This window comes from Pseudomonas fluorescens (genome assembly GCF_900215245.1).
GTDB lineage: Bacteria > Pseudomonadota > Gammaproteobacteria > Pseudomonadales > Pseudomonadaceae > Aquipseudomonas > Aquipseudomonas fluorescens.
Genome location: NZ_LT907842.1, coordinates 4139174 through 4164236 on the forward strand (window position 1 = coordinate 4139174; position 25063 = coordinate 4164236).

A 25063-nucleotide genomic window follows, 5' to 3' on the forward strand; every position below is an offset into this window, starting at 1 on the left:
GCAAGCCAGCTCCCACTTAAACCCGGTTCCACCGTTTGATTTGTGCTGTGTCAGGTTTTACTGCGCATCAAACGCCTGCCCATTGATCCCGGCACTGTCCGGGCCCATCAGGTAGAGGTAAACCGGCATGATCTCTTCCGGCGCTGGCCGCTCCATCGGGTTTTCACCGGGGTACGCCTGGGCGCGCATGCTGGTGCGGGTACCGCCCGGGTTGATGCTGTTGGAGCGTACCGAGGCCACGTCTTCGAGCTCGTCGGCCAGGGTTTGCATCAGGCCTTCAGTGGCAAACTTCGACACGCCATAAGCGCCCCAGTACGCCCGGCCCTTGCGCCCGACGCTGCTGGAGGTGAACACCACCGAGGCATCCTGGGACAGCTTGAGCAGCGGCAACAGCGTGCTGGTCAGCATGAACATCGCGTTGACGTTGACGTGCATCACGCGCATGAAATTCTCACCGGACAACTGCTCGATCGGCGTGCGTGGGCCGATGATCGAGGCGTTGTGCAGCAGGCCGTCGAGGCGGCCGAATTCTTTTTCGATCATCGCGGCCAGCTCATCGTATTGATGGGGCAGGGCGGTCTCCAGGTTGAACGGAATCACCACCGGTTGCGGTTGGCCGGCGGCTTCGATCGCGTCGTACACCTCGGCCAGGTTGGCTTCGGTCTTGCCCAGCAACAGCACAGTGGCGCCATGGGCGGCGTAGGTTTTTGCCGCCGCCGCGCCAATCCCGCGACCGGCGCCGGTTACCAGGATCACGCGGCCTTTGAGCAGTTCTGGACGTGCGGAGTAATCAAACATAAATAGCCTCGACAGAGTTCAGTAGGTTTACAAACACTGAACCAAGAACAGTACACAAATCCTAATGTGGGAGGGTGCTTGCTCCCGATTGCAGAGTGTCAGGCCCTGTATCAATCACTGACCTACCGCTATCGGGCGCCAGCCCCCTCCCACATCGGGTCTTCATAGGTCAGCAGGACCGGTGAGCAATCAGCAACTGCACAGTGCGTTATCCAGCACCTTGCGCAGTTCCAACGGGTGATCCACCACGACATCGGCGCCCCAGTTGCGTGGGTTGTCGTCCGGGTGGATGTAGCCGAACGTGACCGCGGCAGTGCGCGTGCCGGCGTCACGGCCGGACTCGATATCACGCAAGTCATCGCCCACGAACAGCACGCTGGCCGGGTCCAGGTCGAGCATCTTGCACGCCAGGATCAGCGGCTCCGGGTCCGGCTTGCTGTTCTTCACGTGGTCCGGGCAGATCAGTAGCGCGGAACGCTCGGCCAGGCCCAGTTGCTGCATGATCGGTTCGGCAAAGCGCAACGGTTTGTTGGTGACCACACCCCAGACCAGCTTGGATTTCTCGATGTCTTCCAGCAACTCGGCCATGCCGTCGAACAGTTTGCTGTGGATGGCGCAGCCCTTGAGATAGCGCTCCAGAAACTCCAGGCGCAGCGCTTCAAAACCAGGGGATTCGGGGTCCATCGAGAAGGTCACGGCAACCATCGCCCGTGCCCCGCCGGAGATTTCATCGCGGATGTGCTGGTCGTTGATCGGCGCCAGGCCGCGATCGGCGCGCATGGCCTGGCAGATCGCGATGAAGTCCGGCGCGGTGTCCAGCAAGGTACCGTCCATGTCGAAGAGAACCGCTCGCAACTTCACAGGCTTACTCCTCGCGCAGGGTCTGGATCATGTAGTTGACGTCCACGTCGCTGGCCAGCTTGTAGTGCTTGGTCAGCGGGTTGTAGGTCAGGCCGATGATGTCTTTGACGGTCAGCCCGGCCTGACGGCTCCAGGCACCCAGCTCGGACGGGCGGATGAATTTCTTGAAGTCGTGGGTGCCACGCGGCAGCAGCTTCATGATGTATTCGGCGCCGATGATCGCGAACAGGTAGGCCTTGGGGTTGCGGTTGATGGTGGAGAAGAACACCTGGCCGCCCGGCTTGACCATGCGAAAGCACGCGCGAATCACCGAAGACGGGTCCGGCACGTGCTCGAGCATTTCAAGGCAGGTGACCACGTCGAACTGCTCGGGCATTTCTTCGGCCAGGGCTTCGGCGGTGATCTGGCGGTATTCCACGCTCACGCCGGATTCCAGTTGGTGCAACTGGGCCACGGCCAGCGGGGCTTCGCCCATGTCGATGCCCATGACGGTGGCGCCGCGCTGGGCCATCGCCTCGCTGAGAATGCCGCCGCCGCAACCGACGTCGAGCACCTTCTTGCCGGCCAGGTTAACCCGTTCGTCAATCCAGTTGACCCGCAGCGGGTTGATGTCGTGCAGGGGTTTGAACTCGCTTTCGCGGTCCCACCAGCGGTGGGCAAGGGCTTCGAATTTGGCGATTTCAGCGTGGTCGACGTTGCTCATGGTAAATCCTCTAAATCTGATAAATCGGTTTGCAGGTGTTGAAGCGTAGGTTCAAACCCTGCGTTATTCGCTGTGCCCGCTGATCCGTTGGCCCCAGGCAATGGCCGTGGCGGTCAACTGTGGCTCATCCATGCGGGTCAATTGCCGGTTGTCGAGCAACTGCTTGCCGGCGACCCAAAGGTGTTTCACACAATCGCGTCCGGTGGCATATATAAGCTGTGAGACCGGATCGTAGATCGGTTGTTGCGCCAGCCCCGAAAGATCAAAGGCCACGATATCGGCAGCCTTGCCGACCTCCAGCGAGCCGATCTCGGCCTCCAGGCCCATGGATCGCGCACCGTTGAGTGTGGCCATGCGCAGGGCGCGGTGGGCATCCAGCGCGGTGGCCGAGCCGGCAACGGCCTTGGCCAGCATCGCTGCGGTACGGGTTTCGCCCAGCAAGTCCAGGTCATTGTTGCTGGCGGCACCGTCGGTGCCGATCGCCACATTCACGCCAGCCTGCCACAGACGCTCCACCGGGCAAAAGCCGCTGGCCAGTTTCAGGTTCGATTCCGGGCAATGGATGACACTGGTGTTGCTTTCTACCAGCAAAGCCAGGTCATCCTCGCTGATTTGGGTCATGTGTACGGCCTGGAAGCGCGGGCCGAGCAGGCCGAGGCGACCCAGGCGCGCCAGTGGGCGTTCACCGGTCCGCTCGACGGCCTGCTGCACCTCGAAGGCGGTTTCGTGCACGTGCATGTGGATGGACGCGTCGAGTTCTTCGGCGATCACGCGGATTTTTTCCAGGTTTTCATCGCACACGGTGTATGGCGCGTGGGGGCCGAAGGTGATCTTGATGCGCGGGTGGTGCTTGAGGTCGCCGAACAGTTCCACGCCCTGGCGAATGGCCTCATCGGCGCTGCTGGCGCCGGGAATCGGGAAGTCGAGGATCGGAATTGCGATTTGCGCGCGCATACCGCTGTTGTGCACGCAGTCGCTGGCGACCTTGGGGTAGAAGTACATGTCGGAAAAGCAGGTGATGCCACCTTTGAGCTGCTCGGCGATGGCCAGGTCGGTGCCGTCGCGCACGAAGGCTTCATCGACCCATTTGGCCTCGGCGGGCCAGATGTGCTTTTCCAGCCAGGTCATCAGCGGCAGGTCGTCGGCCAGGCCGCGAAACAGGCTCATCGCGGCGTGGCCGTGGGCATTGATCAAGCCGGGGCTGAGCAACATGCCCGGCAGCTCGCGCACCTCGCTGGCCGTCAGCTTCAAGGCCGCAGCCCGCGGGCCGATAAAGGCAATGCGCCCATCGCGGATGCCCAGGCCATGTTCCTTGAGCACCACGCCGGCAGGTTCGACAGGTACCAGCCAGGTGGGCAGCAGCAACAGGTCGAGCGGGGCGGCAGTGGAGGTCATCGCAGGCTTCTTCTCGGGCAGCTATAAAAGAAGGGCGAAGTATACCCGAGCGTCCTGGCTGGCGGATCGCTATAATCGGCGGCTTTTGTTCATGAGTGCGGGGTAAGGGATGCGCGACCGACTGTTAGCGGCAGAGAAAGTGAAGGCCATCGAATGGCGTGATGGCGCACTGCACCTGCTCGATCAGCGTGCCTTGCCGTCCCGGGAAACCTGGGTGGTCTGCGCCACCGCGGCTGAAGTGGCTGACGCCATTCGGGCCATGGTGGTGCGCGGGGCACCTGCAATCGGCATCAGCGCCGCCTATGGTCTGGTGCTCGCCGCGCGTGAACGGATCGCCGAAGGGGCTGACTGGCAGGCGGCGTGGGAAGAAGACTACGCGTTACTGGCTGATAGTCGCCCGACGGCGTCGAACCTGTTCTGGGCCTTGAAGCGCATGCGCGATCGCCTGGACCGCGTGAAGAAATCCGCCGACCCGCTGGCCGTGCTGGAAGCCGAAGCCATCGCGATTCATGAAAGCGACCGGGAAGCCAACCTCGTCATGGCCCAATTGGGCCTTGATCGGATTCGCAAGCATCAGGGCAATGCCCAGGCGATCCTGACCCATGGCAATGCCGGCGCCTTGGCCACCGGCGGTGTCGGCACGGCCCTCGGGGTGATTCGCGCGGCCTTCCTGGAGGGCTTGGTCGAGCATGTCTATGTCAATGAAACCCGCCCCTGGCTGCAAGGTTCGCGGCTGACGGCGTGGGAGTTGGCGGCAGACGGTATTGCGGTCACGGTAAATGCTGACTCGGCCGGCGCGCATATTCTCAAGACCAAGGGCGTGACCTGGGTGATTGTCGGCGCCGACTGCATTGCGGCCAACGGTGATGTGGTCAGTACGATCGGTACGTATCAGCTGGCCGTCTGTGCCATGCACCATGGCGTACGCTTCATGGTGGTGGCGCCAAGCTCGACACTCGATTTGATGATGGCCACTGGCGATGACGTCGCCCTGGAAGAGCGTGATCCCGGCGAGTTGCTGGATGTTATGGGGCAGCGGTTGGATGTGGCTGCCCTTAATCCTGTGTTCGACGTCACCCCGGCCGATCTGATTGATGTGATCGTGACCGAAAAAGGCATTGTCGAGCGGCCGGATACGGCGAAGTTGGCCAAGTTGATGTGCCGTAAGCGGCTGCATTAAAGGCTTTGCTGTCTGTGGCGTCGCTATCACCGGCAAGCCAGTTTCCGCCTTTGATAGGTGGGCACATCCAAAATGTGGGAGCGGGCTTGCCCGCGATTGGCCTTAAAAGTCAATAAACCCCTCGGATCTGCACCGGAAAAATAGCACCACCCTATCTCTGAGCCCCTCTCGTCGCCCTCAAGCCTGTCATCCGTCAACTTACTATGCTCCATGCGCATCTGGGGGATAGGTGCGTGGCGGCGATTGTGATAACATCCGGCGGTTTCCAGGGCTGCCCCGAGGGGTTGCCTATAACGTGCAGATCCGTGTCATAACTCGTTGATTTGTCGTAAGTCGTTGTCAGGCACTCTGCCGGCAGCGGCGAGCTTCGTTCGTCCCATAGGATGTGACGAGGTTTCACCCGAAAAAGGAATCAGGCTTCTCATGGGCGAACTGGCCAAAGAAATCCTCCCGGTCAATATCGAAGACGAGCTGAAACAGTCCTACCTCGACTACGCGATGAGCGTAATTGTCGGTCGAGCACTGCCTGATGCGCGCGATGGCTTGAAGCCCGTGCACCGGCGTGTGCTGTTCGCGATGAGCGAGCTGGGTAACGACTGGAACAAGCCGTACAAGAAATCTGCCCGTGTTGTCGGTGACGTGATCGGTAAGTATCACCCTCACGGCGACACTGCGGTGTACGACACCATCGTTCGGATGGCTCAGCCGTTTTCCCTGCGCTACCTGCTGGTAGACGGCCAGGGTAACTTCGGTTCGGTCGACGGCGACAACGCTGCGGCCATGCGATACACCGAAGTGCGCATGACCAAGCTGGCGCACGAGCTGCTGGCCGACCTGCACAAAGAAACCGTGGACTGGGTGCCGAACTACGACGGCACCGAAATGATCCCGGCGGTCATGCCGACCCGTATTCCCAACCTGCTGGTCAACGGCTCCAGCGGTATCGCCGTGGGCATGGCCACCAACATTCCGCCGCACAACCTCGGTGAAGTCATCGACGGTTGCCTGGCCCTCATCGACAACCCCGAGTTGACCGTCGATGAGCTGATGCAATACATCCCCGGCCCGGACTTCCCGACCGCCGCGATCATCAACGGTCGCGCCGGTATCATCGAAGCCTACCGTACCGGTCGCGGCCGCATCTACATGCGCGCCCGCTCGATGATCGAAGACATCGACAAGGTCGGTGGCCGTCAGCAGATCGTCATCACCGAACTCCCTTACCAGCTGAACAAGGCGCGTCTGATCGAGAAGATCGCCGAGCTGGTTAAAGAGAAGAAGCTGGAAGGCATCACCGAACTGCGCGACGAGTCCGACAAAGACGGTATGCGCGTGGTGATCGAGCTGCGTCGTGGCGAAGTGCCTGAGGTGATCCTCAACAACCTCTACGCCCAGACCCAGCTGCAAAGCGTGTTTGGCATCAACGTGGTTGCACTGATCGACGGCCGCCCGCGCATCCTGAACCTCAAGGACCTGCTGGAAGCCTTCGTGCGTCACCGCCGCGAAGTGGTGACCCGCCGTACCGTGTTCGAACTGCGCAAGGCCCGCGAGCGCGGCCACATCCTGGAAGGTCAGGCGGTTGCACTGTCGAACATCGACCCGGTTATCGCGCTGATCAAGGCTTCGCCGACGCCGTCGGAAGCGAAAGAAGCCCTGATCAAGATGCCGTGGGAATCCAGCGCCGTGGTGGCGATGGTTGAACGCGCCGGTGCCGACTCCTGCCGTCCCGAGACCCTCGACCCGCAATACGGTCTGCGCGACGGCAAGTACTTCCTGTCGCCGGAGCAGGCTCAGGCCATCCTCGAGCTGCGTCTGCACCGCCTGACTGGCCTGGAGCACGAGAAGCTGCTGGCCGAGTACCAGGAGATCCTCAACCAGATCGGCGAGCTGATCCGCATCCTCAACAGTGCCGTGCGCCTGATGGAAGTGATCCGCGAAGAGCTGGAAGTGATCCGCGCCGAATACGGCGACGTGCGCCGCACCGAAATCCTTGATGCCCGTCTCGACCTGACCCTGGGTGACATGATCCCGGAAGAAGAGCGCGTTGTGACCATTTCCCACGGTGGCTACGCCAAGACTCAGCCTTTGGCTGCGTACCAGGCCCAGCGTCGTGGCGGTAAAGGCAAATCGGCGACTGGCGTGAAGGATGAGGACTACATCGCTCACCTGCTGGTTGCCAACAGTCACACCACGCTGCTGCTGTTCTCCAGCAAGGGCAAGGTGTACTGGCTGAAAACCTATGAAATCCCGGAGGCCTCGCGTGCCGCCCGTGGTCGTCCATTGGTCAACCTGCTGCCGCTGGACAGTGATGAATACATCACCACCATGCTGCCGGTCGATGAGTACACCGAAGGTCACTTCATCTTCATGGCCACCGCCAAAGGTACTGTGAAGAAGACCCCGCTGGAATCCTTCAGCCGTCAACGCAGTGTGGGCCTGATCGCCCTCGAGCTGGACGAAGGCGACGTGTTGATTTCCGCCGCGATCACCGATGGTGAGCGTGAAGTCATGCTGTTCTCCGACGGCGGCAAAGTGACGCGCTTCAAGGAATCCGACGTTCGCGCCATGGGCCGTACCGCCCGCGGTGTGCGCGGCATGCGTCTGCCGGAAGGGCAGAAGCTGATTTCGATGCTGATCCCGGAAGAAGGCAGCCAGATCCTTACCGCTTCGGCGCGTGGTTATGGCAAGCGCACCGCCATCAGCGAGTTCCCGGAGTACAAACGTGGCGGCCAGGGCGTAATCGCCATGGTCAGCAACGATCGCAACGGCCGTCTGGTCGGCGCGGTCCAGGTGCTCGACGGCGAGGAAATCATGCTGATTTCCGACCAGGGTACTTTGGTGCGTACACGTGTGGCTGAAGTGTCGAGCCTGGGCCGTAACACCCAGGGCGTGACGCTGATCAAGCTGGCCAGCGACGAAACTCTGGTCGGCCTGGAGCGTGTCCAGGAGCCATCGGAAGTCGAAGGCGAAGAGCTGGAAGGCGAGGAAGGTGCGGTATTCGATGGCGAGGTGATCGCAGCAGGCGATGACAACGTCGACGAGCCAACCCTCGATGCTGCCGCAGACGAAGAAGAACCGCAGGAATAAGCGGACACACAGGGGGCGGATGAAGATTCGCCCCCTTGTTGTTTGTCCGTATGGAAATATCGACAGCCATGGAGATCCAGTGTGGGATCGGGTGTCGGCTGATATGTTTGCGTGACTACCACCAGATCAGAGTGAGATTGGATGTGAGCAAGAGAGCCTATAACTTCTGTGCCGGTCCCGCGGCGCTTCCTGAAGCAGTCCTGCAGCGCGCGCAGGGTGAACTCCTCGACTGGCATGGAAAAGGCCTCTCCGTGATGGAAATGAGCCATCGCAGCGATGAGTTCGTGTCCATTGCCACCAAGGCCGAGCAGGATCTGCGCGACTTGCTGGACATCCCCTCCAATTACAAAGTGCTGTTCCTGCAAGGCGGCGCCAGCCAGCAGTTCGCGCAAATCCCGCTGAACCTGTTGCCCGAACAAGGCACTGCCGACTATATCGACACCGGCATTTGGGGCCAGAAGGCGATTGAAGAAGCGTCGCGCTACGGCCACGTCAACGTGGCGGGCACCGCCAAGCCTTACGACTACTTCGCCATTCCCGGTCAGAACGAGTGGAAGTTGTCCAAGAACGCCGCCTACGTTCACTACGTCGCCAACGAAACCATTGGCGGCCTGGAGTTCGACTGGGTGCCGGAAGTGGGCGACGTGCCGTTGGTGTGTGACATGTCTTCGGACATTCTGTCGCGCCCGATCGATGTGTCCAAGTACGGCATGATCTACGCCGGTGCGCAGAAGAACATCGGCCCGAGCGGTATTCTGGTCAACATCATCCGCGAAGACCTGCTGGGGCGTGCGCGTTCGGTGTGCCCGACCATGCTCAACTACAAGGTCGCGGCCGATAACGGTTCGATGTACAACACCCCGCCGGCCTTTGCATGGTATCTCTCGGGCCTGGTGTTCGAGTGGCTGAAAGAGCAGGGCGGCGTGGCGGCCATGGGTAAGCTTAACGAAGAGAAGCAGCGCACGCTGTATGACTTCATCGACGCCAGCGGCCTCTACAGCAACCCGATCAACCTCACCGACCGCTCGTGGATGAACGTGCCGTTCCGCCTGGCTGACGACCGTCTGGACAAGCCCTTCCTGGCCGGTGCCGACGAGCGCGGCTTGCTGAACCTCAAGGGCCACCGCTCGGTAGGTGGCATGCGCGCCTCCATCTACAACGCTGTCGATATCAACGCCATCAAGGCGCTGATTTCCTACATGGCAGAGTTCGAAAAGGAACACGGCTAATGTCTGAGCAAGAACTCAAGGCCCTGCGCGTACGCATTGACAGCCTGGACGAGAAAGTCCTGGAGCTGATCAGTGAGCGCGCGCGGTGCGCCCAGGAAGTAGCACGGGTAAAAATGGCCTCACTGGCTGAAGGCGAAGTGCCGGTGTTCTACCGGCCTGAGCGCGAAGCCCAGGTGCTCAAGCGCGTGATGGAGCGCAACAAGGGCCCGTTGGGCAACGAGGAGATGGCGCGGTTGTTCCGTGAAATCATGTCGTCATGCCTGGCGCTGGAGCAGCCGCTGAAAGTGGCGTATCTCGGCCCTGAAGGCACCTTCACCCAGGCGGCGGCCATGAAGCACTTCGGCCACGCCGTGATCAGCAAGCCGATGGCGGCGATCGACGAAGTGTTCCGTGAAGTGGCGGCCGGTGCGGTGAATTTTGGCGTGGTGCCGGTGGAAAACTCCACCGAAGGCGCCGTCAACCACACGTTGGACAGCTTCCTTGAGCACGACATGGTGATCTGCGGCGAAGTCGAGCTGCGCATCCACCACCACTTGTTGGTGGGCGAGAACACCAAGACCGACAGCATCAGCCGCATCTATTCCCACGCGCAATCGCTGGCTCAATGCCGCAAGTGGCTGGACGCGCATTACCCGAATGTCGAGCGCGTGGCGGTGTCCAGCAACGCCGAAGCGGCCAAGCGGATCAAGGGTGAGTGGAATTCGGCGGCGATTGCCGGCGACATGGCCGCTGGCCTGTATGGCCTGACGCGCCTGGCCGAGAAAATCGAGGATCGCCCGGACAACTCCACGCGCTTCCTGATGATCGGCAGCCAGGAAGTGCCGCCGACGGGCGATGACAAGACTTCAATCATCGTCTCCATGAGCAACAAGCCCGGCGCGCTGCATGAGCTGCTGGTGCCGTTCCACGATAACGGGATTGACCTGACGCGAATCGAGACACGTCCTTCGCGCAGCGGTAAATGGACGTATGTGTTCTTTATCGACTTCGTCGGCCATCACCGCGACCCACTGGTTAAAGGTGTGCTGGAGAAAATCAGTCAGGAAGCCGTGGCACTCAAGGTGCTGGGCTCTTACCCGAAAGCGGTTTTGTGAGGCTTTAACATGAGTGGCAACTTCCTCGCCCTGGCTCAGCCGGGCGTGCAACAACTGTCGCCCTACGTTCCGGGCAAGCCTGTGGACGAGCTGGCGCGTGAGTTGAACCTGGACCCGTCCAGGATCGTAAAGCTGGCCAGTAACGAAAGCCCGTTGGGCCCGAGCCCCAAAGTGTTGGCGGCGATTCGTGACGAGTTGGCTGAGCTTACGCGCTATCCGGACGGTAACGGTTTTGCCCTCAAGTCGCTGCTCGCGCAAACCTGCCGGGTCGAGCTGAACCAGGTGACGTTGGGTAACGGTTCCAACGATATTCTAGAGTTGGTGGGGCGTGCCTACCTGGCGCCTGGCCTGAATGCGGTGTTCAGCGAGCACGCGTTTGCGGTGTACCCGATCGTGACTCAGGCGGTCGGTGCCGACGCGCGGGTTATTCCTGCCAAGGACTGGGGGCATGACCTGCCGGCCATGCTGGCGGCCATCGACGCGCAAACCCGCGTGGTGTTTATCGCCAACCCGAACAACCCGACCGGTACCTGGTTTGACGCTCAGGCGCTGAACGACTTCCTGCAGGATGTGCCGGAGCATGTGCTGGTCGTGCTGGACGAGGCCTACATCGAGTACGCCGAAGGCAGCGACCTGCCGGATGGCCTGGATTTCCTTGCGGCTTACCCCAACCTGCTGGTCTCGCGTACCTTCTCCAAGGCCTATGGCCTGGCGTCGCTGCGGGTCGGTTACGGCTTGTCCACCGCGGTGGTCGCCGATGTGCTGAACCGCGTGCGCCAACCGTTCAACGTCAACAGCCTTGCCCTGGCGGCGGCCTGTGCGGCGGTGAAGGATGCCGAGTACCTGGAAGAAAGTCGTCGCATCAATGAAAGCGGCATGCTGCAACTACAGGAAGGTTTCCGTGAGTTGGGGCTGGGCTGGATCCCTTCCAAGGGCAACTTCATTTGCGTCGACCTTGGCCAGGTGGCTGCGCCGGTGTTTCAGGGCCTGTTGCGCGAAGGCGTGATCGTGCGCCCGGTGGCCAACTACGGCATGCCGAACCACCTGCGTATCACCATTGGCTTGCCGGCAGAAAACACGCGCTTCCTGGAGGCGTTGGCCAAGGTTCTGGCCCGTGGTTGATGTCACTGCATTGCAACCTGTTGTGCCTATGATCGGTCGCCTGGTGGTGGTCGGTCTGGGGTTGATCGGCGGCTCCTTCGCCAAAGGCCTGCGTGAAAGCGGCTTGTGTGGCGAAGTGGTCGGTGTTGACCTGGACCCGCAATCGCGCAAGCTGGCGGTTGAGCTGGGCGTGGTGGATCGCTGTGAGGCGGACCTGGCGGTCGCTTGCCAGGGCGCCGATGTGATCCAGCTCGCCGTGCCAATTCTGGCGATGGAGAAGTTGCTGGCCTTGCTGGCCGCTATGGACTTGGGGCAGGCGATCCTGACGGATGTCGGCAGCGCCAAGGGCAATGTGGTGCGCGCCGCGCAACGGGCCTTTGGCGGCATGCCTGCACGCTTTGTACCGGGCCATCCGATTGCCGGCTCCGAGCAGAGCGGGGTGGAAGCCTCCAATGCGCAGCTGTTCCGTCGCCATAAGGTGATCCTGACGCCGCTTGAGCAAACCGATCCGGTAGCGCTGGCGGTGGTGGACCGTCTTTGGCGCGAGCTGGGCGCGGATGTCGAGCATATGCAGGTCGAGCGCCACGACGAAGTGCTGGCGGCGACCAGCCACTTGCCGCATTTGCTGGCATTTGGTCTGGTGGATTCCCTGGCCAAACGTAACGAGAACCTCGATATTTTCCGCTACGCCGCCGGTGGCTTCCGTGATTTCACGCGGATTGCCGGCAGCGACCCGGTGATGTGGCACGACATCTTCCTCGCCAATCGCGAAGCGGTGTTGCGCACCCTGGACACTTTCCGCAGTGACCTTGACGCCTTGCGCGACGCGGTCGATGCCGGGGATGGCCATCAATTGTTGGGCGTATTCACCCGTGCGCGGGTGGCACGTGAGCATTTCAGCAAAATCCTGGCTCGCCGGGCTTATATGGAAACTGCAGTGAACGCCGATGAGCTGAACTTCCTCGCCAACCCGGGTGGCCGCTTGAGCGGGCAAATCCGGGTGCCGGGCGACAAGTCGATCTCGCATCGCTCGATCATGCTCGGTTCGTTGGCCGATGGCGTGACCGAGATCGAAGGTTTCCTCGAAGGTGAAGATGCGCTGGCGACGTTGCAGGCTTTTCGCGACATGGGTGTTGTGATTGAAGGGCCGCACCATGGGCGCGTGACCATTCATGGGGTAGGCCTGCATGGCTTGAAGCCGGCGCCGGGGCCGATCTACCTGGGTAACTCGGGCACGTCGATGCGCCTGTTGTCCGGCTTGCTGGCGGCGCAACGCTTCGACAGTGTGCTGACGGGTGACGCTTCGCTGTCCAAGCGCCCGATGAGCCGCGTGGCTGAGCCGTTGCGGGAGATGGGGGCGGTGATCGAGACCGGCCCGCAGGGGCGCCCGCCGTTGACTATCCGCGGTGGTCAGGCCTTGAAGGGGGTTACTTATGCGCTGCCGATGGCCAGTGCTCAGGTCAAATCCTGTCTATTGCTGGCCGGGTTGTATGCCGCGGGTAAAACCTCGGTGATCGAGCCTGCGCCGACCCGTGACCACACCGAGCGAATGCTGCGTGGGTTTGGCTGCCCGGTGGTGGTGGAAGGGGCGATGGCATCGGTGGAATCCGGGCATGCGCTGACCGCTACACATATAGAGGTGCCGGGGGATATTTCCTCTTCGGCGTTCTTCCTGGTGGCGGCGTCGATTGCCGAAGGCTCCGAGTTGCTCCTGGAACATGTTGGTGTCAACCCGACGCGTACCGGGGTGATCGATATTCTGCGGTTGATGGGCGCGGACATCACCCTGGAAAATCTGCGGGAAGTTGGCGGTGAGCCGGTGGCTGACTTGCGGGTGCGTGCCGCTGCACTAAAAGGGATCGAAATTCCCGAAGCGTTGGTGCCGTTGGCTATCGATGAGTTCCCGGTGTTGTTTGTTGCGGCCGCCTTTGCCGAGGGCCGCACGGTATTGCGCGGTGCTCAAGAGCTGCGAGTCAAAGAGTCCGACCGTATCCAGGTCATGGCCGACGGTCTCCTGGCATTGGGCGTGAAGTGTGAACCGACACCTGATGGGATTATCATTGATGGTGGCCTGATGGGCGGCGGTGAAGTGCTTGCCCATGGCGATCACCGGATTGCCATGGCATTCAGCGTGGCTTCCCTGCGGGCGACGGCGCCGATTCGTATCCGTGACTGCGCCAACGTAGCTACATCTTTTCCGAATTTTCTTACACTGTGTGCCCAAGTCGGCATCCGTGTTGCCCAAGAGGCTAAATTGTGAATATCAAAGCACCGGTGATTACCATCGACGGGCCAAGTGGCTCGGGCAAAGGCACGATCGCCGGCATCCTGGCCAAGCGCCTGGGCTGGTGCCTGCTGGATTCCGGCGCGCTTTACCGCCTGCTGGCATTTGCCGCACGCAACCATGGCGTCGACCTGACCAACGAAGAATCCTTGAAGTTGCTGGCGGCGCACCTTGATGTGCAGTTCGTCGGCGCGACGGAAGGTCATCCCCAGCGCATTATCCTGGAAGGGGACGATGTGACGGATGATCTGCGTAATGAACAAGTGGGCTCCTGGGCGTCCCAGGTTGCCGCGCTGCCGGCCGTGCGTGACGCTTTGCTGCAGCGCCAGCGGGCTTTTCAGGAGCCGCCGGGCCTGGTGGCCGATGGCCGCGATATGGGCACCGTGGTGTTTCCGGATGCGCCGCTGAAGATTTTCCTGACCGCCAGCGCCGAGGAGCGGGCGCGTCGCCGCTACTTGCAGTTGAAGGGCAAAGTCGATGGTGTTAGTCTGTCGAGTCTGCTAGATGAGATCCGTGCACGCGATGAGCGTGATACCCAGCGTGCGGTAGCCCCGCTCAAGCCGGCGGCTGACGCCATACAGCTGGATTCCACGGAGTTGTCCATCGAGCAGGTGCTGGAACGCATCTTGAGTGAAATCGCCATTCGCGATATCGCCGGGTGACCAAGAAGGCTGCAGGGGACCAGTCATAGTCCTGCGGTGCTTCTTCTAATTGAAACTAACCCACACCGTCTGGGGTGTGGAGATGGGCGTATTCTTCGCCCTTATCAACAGGAATTAAAATGAGCGAAAGCTTTGCGGAACTCTTTGAAGAAAGCCTAAAAACCCTGAACCTTCAGGCAGGCTCCATCATCACCGGTGTTATCGTTGATATCGATTACCAAGCTCGCTGGGTAACCGTTCACGCTGGTCTGAAGTCTGAAGCTCTGATCCCGCTGGAACAGTTCTACAACGATGCTGGCGACCTGACTATCAATGTCGGTGACGAAGTTCACGTTGCTCTGGACTCGGTTGAAGACGGTTTCGGTGAAACCAAGCTGTCCCGTGAAAAAGCCAAGCGCGCTGAATGCTGGATTGTTCTCGAAGCAGCCTTCGCAGCTGAAGAAGTGGTCAAGGGCGTTATCAACGGTAAGGTTAAAGGCGGCTTCACTGTCGACGTTAACGGCATCCGTGCGTTCCTGCCAGGTTCTTTGGTCGACGTTCGTCCAGTGCGCGACACCACGCACCTGGAAGGCAAAGAACTCGAATTCAAGGTCATCAAACTCGACCAGAAGCGCAACAACGTTGTCGTTTCCCGTCGCAGCGTCCTGGAAGCAGAGAACTCCGCCGAGCGTGAAGCTCTGCTGGAATCCCTGCAGGAAGGCCAACAAGTCAAAGGTATCGTCAAGAACCTCACCGATTACGGCGCATTCGTCGATCTGGGTGGCGTCGATGGCCTGCTGCACATTACCGACATGGCTTGGAAGCGTATCAAGCATCCTTCCGAAATCGTCAACGTTGGCGACGAGATCGATGTCAAGGTTCTGAAGTACGATCGTGAGCGCAACCGCGTTTCCCTGGGCTTGAAGCAGCTGGGCGAAGATCCATGGGTTGCTATCAAAGCACGTTACCCAGAAAGCACTCGCGTAACCGCGCGTGTTACCAACCTGACCGACTACGGCTGCTTCGCTGAGCTGGAAGAAGGCGTGGAAGGCCTGGTACACGTTTCCGAAATGGACTGGACCAACAAAAACATCCACCCTTCGAAAGTCGTACAAGTCGGCGACGAAGTGGAAGTTATGGTTCTGGACATCGACGAAGAGCGTCGTCGTATCTCCCTGGGCATCAAGCAGTGCAAATCTAACCCATGGGAAGATTTCTCTGGCCAGTTCAACAAGGGCGATAAAATCTCCGGCACCATCAAGTCGATCACCGATTTCGGTATCTTCATTGGTCTGGACGGCGGCATCGACGGCCTGGTTCACCTGTCCGACATCTCCTGGAACGAAGTTGGCGAAGAAGCTGTTCGTCGTTTCAAGAAGGGCGACGAGCTGGACACCGTTATCCTGTCGGTTGACCCAGAGCGCGAGCGCATCTCCCTGGGTATCAAGCAACTGGAAAGCGATCCGTTCTCCGAGTACGTTCAAGAGAACGACAAAGGCGCAATCGTTAAAGGCACTGTGAAAGAAGTTGACGCCAAAGGCGCCATCATCGTTCTGGCCGACGATATCGAAGCGACTCTGAAAGCCTCCGAAATCAGCCGTGACCGCGTTGAAGACGCGCGCAACGTTCTGAAAGAAGGCCAGGAAGTAGAAGCCAAGATCATCAGCGTTGACCGCAAGAGCCGCGTGATCCAACTCTCCATCAAGTCGAAAGACGAGATCGAAGAGAAAGAAGCAATCCAGAGCCTGCGCGACAAGCCAGCGACCTCTGACATCGCTTCGGGTCCGACCACTCTGGGCGACCTGCTGCGTGCACAAATGGAAAAACAGAACTAAGTTCTGTCCGACCATTAAAAAGGGCGACTTCGGTCGCCCTTTTTTGTGCCTGAAATTCGTTGAATCAACAAATGAGAACCAAGCTGCGCAGCCGGGTGTCAGAACTGACTATAGTTCTTCATAAAAGCGCTGCAGCGTTGTTGATTCAATAAGGATTTAAATGAACAGGCTTATCATTTTGCTCGCGGTCGTAATACTTGCTGGCTGCTCTGCCACCAGTGCCAAAACACACGCCAAGCGCGGCATTAGTGGCATTGAGATCGACTGCTCGGGCCTTGGCAGTAACTGGGATAAGTGCGAGAAACGCGCGGCTCGGGAATGCAAGATGCAGGGCTACAAGGTCGTCACCCGATCCAGTGATGCCAAGGATGAAGAGGGCGACTACCTGTTCGGCTGGAACCCCGCCGGCGCTGTTACTCGCACCATGTTGGTGATCTGCAAATGAGGCTGCCAAGCGTGGGTTGCGGGTGTCTGGCTATGCTGCAGATAAGTTGCTGGGTGGGCTGTTCAAATTCATCGAGTCATGCTAAAACCTTCGAAGCGCTTTTCCTAGCTGCTTGAAAAAGAAGGGAAAAATATGACGAAGTCGGAGTTGATCGAACGAATTGTCACCCATCAAGGGCTGCTTTCATCCAAGGATGTGGAGCTGGCTATCAAGACTATGCTCGAACAGATGTCCCAATGTCTGGCCACCGGAGACCGAATTGAGATCCGTGGGTTTGGCAGCTTCTCCTTGCACTATCGCGCACCGCGTGTAGGTCGTAACCCGAAGACCGGGCAATCCGTCAGCCTCGACGGTAAGTTTGTGCCTCACTTCAAGCCGGGCAAGGAGCTGCGTGATCGAGTGAACGAAGACGAAGAAGAAGGCGTCTGAGTCTTTTTGAAGTAGGAGAAAGTTATGCGTGGGGTTAAGCGCGCTGTCCTGGTGCTGGTGGCATTGGTTATTGCACTGGTGGTTTTAGGCTTTGTGTTGGAAAACCAACAAAGCGTCTCCCTTTCGTTTTTCGGTTGGGGCACTGCGCAGATGCCCGTAGCGGTCTTTGTCGTGGCGGCGCTGATCATTGGCATGCTGATTGGTCCACTGCTCGGCGTTGGGATTTCGCGTAGCCGGCGGCAGAAATCGAGCACAACGGGACGCATCTAGTCGGGCACATTTGCGAGGGTGTCTTGATGAGTGCCGAGCCTGCTGGCTCTATGGAGTGGCAAGCCAGTCTTCTGGTGTTTTCGCCATTCCGATCGTCCTCGCTTGCAGCGACCTGCTCTTGAATGCGTATAAGTTGTGCCGCGCAAATTTGTTATAGATATCGTTTCCAGGACTCTCCAGCCATACCTGGCGCTATTCGAGCTCTGCTCCCTCCGTCTCTCCCGCCTCTGCACGCTGCCCTCATAGCGGCTCAATCAAAGAAATCCGTTGATTCCTTAGCGCAAATCGTCGCCGTGTTGCTCGGTGTTTAAAGCGATTTCAATATGTAAAACAAGTCACGTGTTGCACTGCCCAGCGACAAGTGGGCTTTAGCAATGCGCTATTACTTAATCAAGTATCGCTCAAGTTGCCGCCTGATAAAGCTTAAATAGTTGTGCTCATCTATCGTGTCTGGCGCTATCGAGCATGCGTTTTGATCGAGCCATTATCGATAATAAGTTTGTGAGCTATGCAACTAATTTTAAGCGCAGGAGATTGCTGAGTTACTTGCCGTATATGGCAGATCAGAATCATTGCGATAACCCATGAGCGCGTAAAAGCGCTTTGATCGTTCAGTTTTGTTGAATTGGAGAGTGAGCGCTGTATCATCTAGGGCCCCCGCATGTCCTTGATAGCACGGCGTAGCTGCCGACATCCGCGGGTTTCTTTTTTGTAGTAGTCGCCTAGGCGAAAACGAATCAACCACCCGGCTCGAGGGTGAGTAGCCCGTAAGGTGTGAGCCAAAGACCAGGCTGCTTGGCTCCAGCGGTTACAGCATCGAACCCTGGGTGCTGTCCCGGTAGCGTATTTTGTAGGAAAAGGTTTACGTAAAATTCCACTGGGGTGACAGGAAAAATCTGAATGGTGAAGGACGTGTTTCAGACATGATTATGTTTAAACCTAAAGCGCGTTATTCTTTCCGCCCCGTCTCTAACCGTTAGCAGTGAGGGTGTGGCAGGGAAGCTCTCCTCTACGAAAAAGTGGCGCAGAAGCCGACTTTGCCCCAGGCACCTAATAACGTAGCACCGAAGCCAGGTAATTTTGATGATTCAATTTCTCGATCTAAAATCATTGAACAAGACACTCCGTGAAGAGCTGGTGGACGCTGCCACACGTGTCATTGACTCGGGTTGGTATATTCAGGGCGAGCACCTCAAGCGGTTCGAGGAAGAGTTCGCCGCCTACACGGGCGCGAGCCGCTGTGTTGGCGTAGCCAACGGGCTGGATGCTCTGACATTGACGATTCGCGCTTGGAAAGCGCTGGGAAAGCTCAAGGATCACGATGAGGTGATTGTCCCAGCTAATACTTATATCGCGACACTGTTGGCCGTCACGGAAAATAATCTAAAACCGATTTTGGTCGAGCCTGACGAGGATACCTATAACCTTTGCCCCAAGAACGTTGAGCGCGCGCTGACAGAAAAAACTCGATTGATCCTGCCGGTCCATCTCTATGGGCAGTTGGCCGATATGCCCGCAATCAACGCAATCGCCAAGCGTGAGAATCTGCTGGTGCTGGAAGACTCTGCTCAGGCGCATGGCGCTCAGATCGAGGGTAAGTGTGCGGGTAACTGGGGGGATGCATCAGGGTTCAGCTTCTACCCAGGTAAAAACCTGGGGGCGTTGGGTGATGCCGGGGCCATTACTTCCAGTGATGCTGACTTGGTCAGCATGATTCAGGCATTACGAAACTACGGTTCACATGAAAAGTACAAAAACCTCGTCCAGGGCGTGAATAGCCGGCTGGATGAGATTCAAGCTGCCATGTTGAGTGTCAAACTCAAATACCTGGAGGCCCAGACCGAAGCGCGTCGACGTGTGGCGGCCACTTATATGGCCGGAATAAACAACCCTTCGATCAAGCTGCCCTTGGGCGGTGACGTTGACGTGATGAGCCACACCGCACATGTTTGGCACCTGTTTGTCGTGCGCTCTGAGCAGCGTGAAAAGCTGCAATCTCATCTTACTGCGTCCGGCGTTCAAACATTAATTCATTACCCGATCCCGCCTCATCAGCAACAGGCCTATGTGGGTGCTGATTTTTATAATAAATCGTTTCCCCTTACCGAGCGTATTCATCAGGAAGTCTTGAGCCTGCCGATGAGCCCGGTCATGACGGATGCCGAGATGCAGGGTGTTATTGAAGCCTGTAACAGCTTTTCTGCAGAAGCCTGAATATGACACTGCTTAAAACAAGCTTTCTCAACGGCATTGCTGTAGTGATTAAAATGCTCACCTTGTTGGGCATCAATAAAATGTTGGCCATCTATGTGGGGCCCTCTGGATACGCAGCGCTGGGCCAGTTCCAAAACGCAGTGCAGATGGTGACCACCTTCTCAACGGGCGCCATCAGTACCGGCGTGACAAAATACACCGCTGAATATCAAGACGATGAGGGCGCGCAGCACCGCGTATGGCGCACGGCGGGTACGATTGCTTGTGTTGGCTCCGTGTTGACTTCCATCCTTATTATTCTATTCAGTAAACCCCTGGCGGTATGGTGTTTTAACGACGAATCGCTCTACAGCGTTTTCATCTGGTGCGCGGCTACGCTTATCTTTTTTTCATTCAATACACTGCTGCTTGCGATCCTTAACGGCAAAAAGGAAATCAATCGATACATTCTCGCAAACATCGGAGGAAGCGTTCTTTCGCTTTTAGTCATTATCGTCATGGTGACTCAGTTTGGCTTGTACGGCGCACTGATTTCGTTGGTGTTGTATCAGTCAATCGCTTTTTTTGTGACATGCCTGCTGTGCTACAGAACACCGTGGTTTCGTTTGTCGAATCTGTTTGGAAAACTGGATAAACAAGTCGCGATAAATTTGACCAAATTTACTGCAATGGCGCTCACGACAGCGGCCTGCGTGCCGGTTAGTCATATCCTGGTGCGGAACTATCTGGGCTCGGAATTTGGCTGGGAAACAGCGGGGTACTGGGAGGCCATGTGGCGTTTAAGTACGGCTTATCTATTGCTGGTGACCACAACGCTCGGGTTGTATTTTTTACCCAAGTTGTCCGAGTTGGTCGACCCTCAGGAGATTAAGAGAGAGATTGTCCAAGGCTACAAATTGATTTTGCCTGTTGCCATGGTCTGTGGTTTGGTTATCTATATTTTAAGAGATTTCATAATCGGTCTGCTGTTCACCGGCGCGTTTAGCCCGATGAGAGACTTTTTTGCCTGGCAGATGCTCGGTGACACGCTGAAGATTGCCAGTTGGATACTTGCCTACCTGATGTTGGGCAAGGCAATGGTGAAGATGTATATCCTTACGGAAGTGTTTTTTTCACTCGGGTTCTACCTGTTGACCGTCGCACTGACGAAGGTAGGCGGCCCTGTCGGGGTGACGTGGGCACATGCGCTTAACTACGGGGTGTACTGGCTAGTCATGTATTTTCTTATTTACAGAAAATTAAATAAAAATAACGCTGGGTGAGGACGTTTTGACCATGAGTGGCTTGCTATCTTCAATCCGCGACCTGATTTTAGCGCAAGAAGACGTTAACAAGAGTCTCGAATTGTCTGAGGTGTATGGGGCAATACTCTGGGCGGTTGATAAAGGTATTTATGACGACCCCGAGCTTGAAGACCTGTTAACCGCGCGGTGCACGGATGTATTGCCAAACAATAGTGGTCACACGCCTTCAAAAGATTGTATTCATCTGATTTCTGAGCCCTATCTGATCGGTGGTCATACTCGACTGATGGAGCAGCTTTCCACGATGCACCGGGAAAAACCGGATCTGCTGATAACTCGGCAAAGTGATGAGAAAGCGATTGAGCGTACCCGCGGGTTTTTTGACACGTGTACGGTTATAGGCGCTTATACACCTCTGGAGAAAATCGCTGCAATCGTAGAATCGCTTAAATCGTACCGTCGGATTGTTTTGCATATTCATCCGGATGACATGATTTCTGTTATTGCGTGCAAAATAGTGAAGAGTTTTACCCAGGCTAAGGTCTTTTTCGTCAATCACGCAGATCACGTGTTCACCTACGGCAGTTCGGTGGCGGACGTGTACTTTGAACTTAGTACATTCGGTCGACGCCGGGATATGAAGAAGACAATCAGCGGGCAGAAGTCGTTTCTGGGGATTCCGCTGACAAGTACCCTCGTCACAAAGACTCACCGCTTGCCTGGCAAACAGGATGCGTTAAATTTTTTCAGCGCAGCATCTCCATTCAAGTTTAAGCCGGTCAAGCACTATGATCTGAGACCCGCCATTCACAGAGTGCTTTCTGAATTTAAACACTCGACATTCTGGATTGTCGGCGCCAGTCCGCTTACAAATTTCTGGTGGTGGCCGTTAAAGCTCAGGTACTGGAGCCGATTCAAGATATTATCGTCTGTGCCCTACGAAAGTTATTTAAAGCTTTTAGAATCAGCGGATTTTTACGTTGATAGTTATCCTACCCCGGGGGGAACCGCGTTTGCGGAGCAACTCTTTAAAGGCCGTCGGTGTGTTGGGCTGCGCGCCCCCGTACAAGGTTATTCGCCTGCGGATAATTTAAAAGATGAAAGTGTCGATGATTTTATTGCGAGCATTCTACATTGCCAGAACGGTAGCGAAATTATACAGTCGGTGTTGGCCGTTAATGGCTATGAGGCAGTTAAATCCCGTTATCAAGCGTGCCTGTATGACGGCGCTATGTGTGCGAATGAGATGGAGGCGTACGTCACATGGACTGGGGATATAGCCGTCTACCAGCAGGCGGGGAAAATAACCACGGCGATTCCACCGGCGGTCGTGTCTAGATTAATTGATTTTGATAAGCGTTTTTTACCGGCATTGTTTTTTGAACTCAGTGCCACACAAAAAGTTAAGGTTGCCCTCAAATTAGCTTGTTTGAAGCTTAAAAGGCAGGGTGGCAAAAAAAATAGGCCGGGTAAAGTATGAGTGCGTTAGGCCTGCGCTTTTTTTTAATAATGCTGATGCTGTCAGATTACGTTATTTTAACGCTCCACGCTCCCAGCGTTGTGGGCGCTTGGCGTGAAGGCGCCGCACTGCTTTATATTTTATTAATGGTGTTGATTGCATTTTTTTATGCGGGTACTCGCTTTACGCTTCCGAGTAGATATAAAACGCCGTTGCTGTTGGTTTTATTCTTTTTAGTGTTCTATTGCGTGTGCGGTGATTTTACAGAGGCGTCCTTTCGGATGTTTCGATCATTTGCTATGCCGGTGCTCTTTGCATTGACGGTGAATGCGGTGTGTATGGGGTTAACGCTTGAGACTAAGTTGCGTGTTATATTTTCTACACTGGTGGTGATGACTTTTATTTCAGGCGGGTATGCGTTGTATCAATATCAGACGATCAGTGACCCGGAGCAGTTCTGGTACTGGCCGTTGCTGTCTGAGAAAGGATTTACATTGGAGACCTATAACTCCATGAGGGACGGCAATCCCAGGATGTCCGGATTTTTTACCGGTACTCTGGAGTTTTCAGCATTTATTTTGAATACCGCACTGTTTACGCTGTGCCTGCTTGCGCAGACGATCAGGAAAAGATCTTACGATTCAAGGTTTTTTTTATATACGGTGGTCGCAATTTTTTCGACCGTGCTGATCATTTATGGATCGGTGAGAACCTCTGCTATTGGCATGATATCGGCCGTCCTCTTCCTGGCGGTCTTACAGTTGTTTCGCCGAAAGCTATTCATCAGTTTGCTAGGGTATGGTTATTTCCTGTCGGTGACGGGTTCTATATTTTTATACCTCGCGCTGGGGTATACGGAGGATCTGTCGGCTCTTGACAGGGTTCGTCAATGGTATGTGGTTCTTGGATCCCTTAACACGATGCCGCTTGGCTTGGGGTTCGGAGCGATCGGGCCGGGGCAGTTGCACTGGTTTGATTCGCTGTGGCTGAATCTTCTCGCATCCTCGGGTTATCTGGGGGTGGCGATCATGATGGGGTTGATCTGCTTTTACAGTAAGGTCGTCGCGATCACTCAAGCGATGCGTGTTGGCGGTGATGTGTTCATGAGGGGAGTGGCCGATTACCTGGTCATCAGTTATCCATTTTTTCTGAGCAGCTTTTTTTTCCAGTCTTACACTAACAGTGTTGTGCTGTATCTTTTTGCGCTAATTATAGTGGTGGTAATCGATGAGTCTAAATATCGTGCACGCTAAGCTTTCGATATTGATTGTGCTTTATAAGAGGCATTATAAAGACTCGGCTGCTATCACGACGTTGCTGAACAATCGCGTGCGCTTTCAGGCGCACGGCATTTCTGTTGATTTTTATGTGTGGAACAATACGCCGTCTTGCTCGCCCGCATTATCGAGCGAACGTTTAACCTGGCTTGAGGGTGATAATGATGGCTTGCCACATGTCTATAATCGCGTAGCCGATATGGCCTTTACTAACGGTGCTACGCATTTCATGATTTCCGACGATGATACAGACTATGCCAGTCAGGATTATGTCGATGCACTCTCTACTGCGCTTAAATATGAGGCCACCTCAGCGCCGCACTCGTTCGGGGTTATGCTCCCTAAAATCTACTCCCGAGAAACACTGATCAGCCCAGGCCGACGCGTGTGGTTTTTCGGCCGCTTGTCCGAGCACGTTGATAGCGGTATGAACGCCTCGGTTAACAAGCTCGCTATCAACAGTGGCGTAATATTCAACAAGTCATGCTATGAAAGAATGTCGCCGCTTTTTGATGAGCGCCTCAAGTTCTACGCGACGGACACTGCATTTTTTGTCAGATACGAGTCCTATTATTCGCACTTCTATGTACTGGACACTGTTCTACAACACGATCTTTCCGAGCATACGTCGGACAGCGCCGAGCGGGCTGTTTTTCGTTTTCAGGAAATGATCCGCGGCTTTCGAGTGATCTTTGAGCGCAGGGGGTATCTCTTTCACTGTGTGATGGAGATGTATTTGCTAGTGGCCTCGCTTAGAAAGAGTCTCTCGTATAAAAGTACAGGTTTTTTGCGTTCCTATATTTCGTCTTTTAGAGGAAAGAAATAATGCTGATCGAACTGGTTGAGTTTCTTTCTCTTAAAATAAGGAAGCGAGGTATCAAAATTGATAGACGCATTCCGGACGGTTATCTTTTAAAATTGGTTTTTTCGAAAGTGTGCATGGCCATCAATGGTTTCTTCATCTTCAGGAGACGTTCAGTCATTCTTGTGGGAAAAAATGTTACCGTGAAAGCCCGATCAATGATTACAGCGGGTAAGGGACTCATGATCGATGACGGTTGTTTTATCGACGCGTTAGCGATCAAAGGTATCGTTTTTGGGCGAGGGGTTTCCTTAAAGAAAAATGTTACCATCGAGTGTACCGGCAGCTTGACTAAATTGGGTGAGGGGCTTTCGATTGGCAACGATGTCGGTATCGGAAGTGGTAGCTTTTTGGGCTGCGCCGGGGGCATTGCTATTGGGCATGACACAATCATCGGAAACTATGTCTCCTTTCACTCGGAGAATCATAATTTTTCTGATACCACCCAGCCTATTAGACTTCAGGGCGTCAATAACGAAGGGATCCAGATCGGCAATAATTGCTGGATAGGTGCCAAGGTGACCGTGCTGGACGGTGTGGTTCTTGAGGACGGTTGTGTTGTTGCGGCAGGCGCTGTTTTGAAAGCTGGACGATATGCGGCTAACTCGATTTACGCGGGTGTTCCGGCAAAGCGCATAAAAGAACGCAGCTAAGG

The 25063-nt window shown here is 56.5% G+C and carries 21 protein-coding genes; 17 read left to right on the forward strand and 4 right to left on the reverse strand.

Annotated features, from left to right (window positions below; translation table 11 throughout):
• Positions 1-57: 57 nt before the first annotated feature.
• The 4 genes from CPH89_RS19390 to CPH89_RS19405 all read right to left on the reverse strand — a co-directional run bounded on the left by CPH89_RS19390 (position 58) and on the right by CPH89_RS19405 (position 3757).
• Entirely contained in the window at positions 58-798 is a 741-nt protein-coding gene (locus tag CPH89_RS19390) for a YciK family oxidoreductase (RefSeq protein ID WP_053255093.1), read from the reverse strand.
• Positions 799-987: 189 nt separating this feature from the next.
• The gene (gene mupP / locus CPH89_RS19395; protein WP_053255094.1) at positions 988-1659 is read right to left on the reverse strand and encodes an N-acetylmuramic acid 6-phosphate phosphatase MupP; all 672 of its coding nucleotides are present in this window, start codon (positions 1657-1659) and stop codon (positions 988-990) included.
• A gap of 4 nt (positions 1660-1663) precedes the next feature.
• The gene (gene ubiG, locus CPH89_RS19400; protein ID WP_003172645.1) at positions 1664-2362 is read right to left on the reverse strand and encodes a bifunctional 2-polyprenyl-6-hydroxyphenol methylase/3-demethylubiquinol 3-O-methyltransferase UbiG; all 699 of its coding nucleotides are present in this window, start codon (positions 2360-2362) and stop codon (positions 1664-1666) included.
• 63 nt (positions 2363-2425) lie between these two features.
• Positions 2426-3757 (reverse strand): TRZ/ATZ family hydrolase, encoded by a 1332-nt coding sequence (locus CPH89_RS19405; protein ID WP_053255095.1) that lies wholly within the window; start codon positions 3755-3757, stop codon positions 2426-2428.
• 109 nt (positions 3758-3866) lie between these two features.
• On the opposite strand from CPH89_RS19405, the gene mtnA reads away from it, so the two are divergent.
• From mtnA to CPH89_RS19490, 17 genes are all read left to right on the forward strand, one after another.
• A complete protein-coding gene (mtnA, locus tag CPH89_RS19410; protein WP_053255096.1) occupies positions 3867-4937 on the forward strand; it encodes an S-methyl-5-thioribose-1-phosphate isomerase in 1071 nt (356 codons plus the stop codon).
• Between the two features lie 423 nt (positions 4938-5360).
• Positions 5361-8024 (forward strand): DNA gyrase subunit A, encoded by a 2664-nt coding sequence (gyrA, locus tag CPH89_RS19415; RefSeq protein WP_053255097.1) that lies wholly within the window; start codon positions 5361-5363, stop codon positions 8022-8024.
• Between the two features lie 143 nt (positions 8025-8167).
• The gene (gene serC, locus CPH89_RS19420) at positions 8168-9253 is read left to right on the forward strand and encodes a 3-phosphoserine/phosphohydroxythreonine transaminase (RefSeq protein WP_053255098.1); all 1086 of its coding nucleotides are present in this window, start codon (positions 8168-8170) and stop codon (positions 9251-9253) included.
• Positions 9253-10347 (forward strand): prephenate dehydratase, encoded by a 1095-nt coding sequence (pheA, locus tag CPH89_RS19425; protein ID WP_053255099.1) that lies wholly within the window; start codon positions 9253-9255, stop codon positions 10345-10347. The genes serC and pheA overlap by 1 nt, the downstream gene beginning before the upstream one ends.
• A 9-nt stretch (positions 10348-10356) precedes the next feature.
• Positions 10357-11469 carry a histidinol-phosphate transaminase gene (gene hisC, locus CPH89_RS19430; RefSeq protein ID WP_053255100.1) on the forward strand — a complete coding sequence of 371 codons (1113 nt, stop codon included), beginning with the start codon at positions 10357-10359 and terminating at the stop codon, positions 11467-11469.
• A gap of 28 nt (positions 11470-11497) precedes the next feature.
• Positions 11498-13708: a bifunctional prephenate dehydrogenase/3-phosphoshikimate 1-carboxyvinyltransferase gene (locus CPH89_RS19435; RefSeq protein ID WP_053255101.1), complete on the forward strand. Its 2211-nt coding sequence runs from the start codon at positions 11498-11500 to the stop codon at positions 13706-13708.
• Entirely contained in the window at positions 13705-14394 is a 690-nt protein-coding gene (gene cmk, locus CPH89_RS19440; RefSeq protein WP_016971485.1) for a (d)CMP kinase, read from the forward strand. The genes CPH89_RS19435 and cmk overlap by 4 nt, the downstream gene beginning before the upstream one ends.
• Positions 14395-14513: 119 nt before the next feature.
• Positions 14514-16208 (forward strand): 30S ribosomal protein S1, encoded by a 1695-nt coding sequence (gene rpsA, locus CPH89_RS19445; RefSeq protein WP_017136102.1) that lies wholly within the window; start codon positions 14514-14516, stop codon positions 16206-16208.
• A 160-nt stretch (positions 16209-16368) separates the two neighbouring features.
• Positions 16369-16653, forward strand: a complete 285-nt coding sequence (locus CPH89_RS19450; RefSeq protein WP_053255102.1) for a hypothetical protein — start codon at positions 16369-16371, stop codon at positions 16651-16653.
• 132 nt (positions 16654-16785) lie between these two features.
• A complete protein-coding gene (gene ihfB, locus CPH89_RS19455; RefSeq protein ID WP_003218804.1) occupies positions 16786-17082 on the forward strand; it encodes an integration host factor subunit beta in 297 nt (98 codons plus the stop codon).
• Between the two features lie 24 nt (positions 17083-17106).
• Positions 17107-17352: a lipopolysaccharide assembly protein LapA domain-containing protein gene (locus CPH89_RS19460; protein WP_053255103.1), complete on the forward strand. Its 246-nt coding sequence runs from the start codon at positions 17107-17109 to the stop codon at positions 17350-17352.
• 1083 nt (positions 17353-18435) lie between these two features.
• Complete coding sequence (locus CPH89_RS19465; protein WP_053255104.1) at positions 18436-19566, forward strand: DegT/DnrJ/EryC1/StrS family aminotransferase; 1131 nt, start codon at positions 18436-18438, stop codon at positions 19564-19566.
• Positions 19567-19568: 2 nt separating this feature from the next.
• A complete protein-coding gene (locus CPH89_RS19470) occupies positions 19569-20828 on the forward strand; it encodes an O-antigen translocase (protein WP_053255105.1) in 1260 nt (419 codons plus the stop codon).
• A gap of 13 nt (positions 20829-20841) precedes the next feature.
• Positions 20842-22290: a hypothetical protein gene (locus tag CPH89_RS19475; RefSeq protein ID WP_053255106.1), complete on the forward strand. Its 1449-nt coding sequence runs from the start codon at positions 20842-20844 to the stop codon at positions 22288-22290.
• Positions 22287-23522 carry a hypothetical protein gene (locus CPH89_RS19480; protein WP_053255107.1) on the forward strand — a complete coding sequence of 412 codons (1236 nt, stop codon included), beginning with the start codon at positions 22287-22289 and terminating at the stop codon, positions 23520-23522. Before CPH89_RS19475 ends, CPH89_RS19480 begins: the two co-directional genes overlap by 4 nt.
• Positions 23497-24372 carry a glycosyltransferase family protein gene (locus tag CPH89_RS19485; protein WP_141125151.1) on the forward strand — a complete coding sequence of 292 codons (876 nt, stop codon included), beginning with the start codon at positions 23497-23499 and terminating at the stop codon, positions 24370-24372. Before CPH89_RS19480 ends, CPH89_RS19485 begins: the two co-directional genes overlap by 26 nt.
• Positions 24372-25061, forward strand: coding sequence for an acyltransferase (locus CPH89_RS19490; RefSeq protein WP_053255109.1), 690 nt, complete (start codon positions 24372-24374; stop codon positions 25059-25061). Before CPH89_RS19485 ends, CPH89_RS19490 begins: the two co-directional genes overlap by 1 nt.
• Positions 25062-25063 lie beyond the last annotated feature (2 nt).

Coding starts and splice junctions, on each gene's coding strand:
- gyrA (WP_053255097.1), top strand. CDS start 5,361: ATGGGCGAACTGGCCAAAGAAATCCTCCCGGTCAATATCGAAGACGAG.
- CPH89_RS19450 (WP_053255102.1), top strand. CDS start 16,369: ATGAACAGGCTTATCATTTTGCTCGCGGTCGTAATACTTGCTGGCTGC.
- CPH89_RS19490 (WP_053255109.1), top strand. CDS start 24,372: ATGCTGATCGAACTGGTTGAGTTTCTTTCTCTTAAAATAAGGAAGCGA.
- CPH89_RS19405 (WP_053255095.1), bottom strand. CDS start 3,757: ATGACCTCCACTGCCGCCCCGCTCGACCTGTTGCTGCTGCCCACCTGG.
- CPH89_RS19480 (WP_053255107.1), top strand. CDS start 22,287: ATGAGTGCGTTAGGCCTGCGCTTTTTTTTAATAATGCTGATGCTGTCA.
- CPH89_RS19460 (WP_053255103.1), top strand. CDS start 17,107: ATGCGTGGGGTTAAGCGCGCTGTCCTGGTGCTGGTGGCATTGGTTATT.
- rpsA (WP_017136102.1), top strand. CDS start 14,514: ATGAGCGAAAGCTTTGCGGAACTCTTTGAAGAAAGCCTAAAAACCCTG.
- CPH89_RS19435 (WP_053255101.1), top strand. CDS start 11,498: ATGATCGGTCGCCTGGTGGTGGTCGGTCTGGGGTTGATCGGCGGCTCC.
- CPH89_RS19475 (WP_053255106.1), top strand. CDS start 20,842: ATGAGTGGCTTGCTATCTTCAATCCGCGACCTGATTTTAGCGCAAGAA.
- pheA (WP_053255099.1), top strand. CDS start 9,253: ATGTCTGAGCAAGAACTCAAGGCCCTGCGCGTACGCATTGACAGCCTG.
- CPH89_RS19390 (WP_053255093.1), bottom strand. CDS start 798: ATGTTTGATTACTCCGCACGTCCAGAACTGCTCAAAGGCCGCGTGATC.
- hisC (WP_053255100.1), top strand. CDS start 10,357: ATGAGTGGCAACTTCCTCGCCCTGGCTCAGCCGGGCGTGCAACAACTG.
- CPH89_RS19470 (WP_053255105.1), top strand. CDS start 19,569: ATGACACTGCTTAAAACAAGCTTTCTCAACGGCATTGCTGTAGTGATT.
- mtnA (WP_053255096.1), top strand. CDS start 3,867: ATGCGCGACCGACTGTTAGCGGCAGAGAAAGTGAAGGCCATCGAATGG.
- ubiG (WP_003172645.1), bottom strand. CDS start 2,362: ATGAGCAACGTCGACCACGCTGAAATCGCCAAATTCGAAGCCCTTGCC.
- CPH89_RS19485 (WP_141125151.1), top strand. CDS start 23,497: ATGAGTCTAAATATCGTGCACGCTAAGCTTTCGATATTGATTGTGCTT.
- ihfB (WP_003218804.1), top strand. CDS start 16,786: ATGACGAAGTCGGAGTTGATCGAACGAATTGTCACCCATCAAGGGCTG.
- CPH89_RS19465 (WP_053255104.1), top strand. CDS start 18,436: ATGATTCAATTTCTCGATCTAAAATCATTGAACAAGACACTCCGTGAA.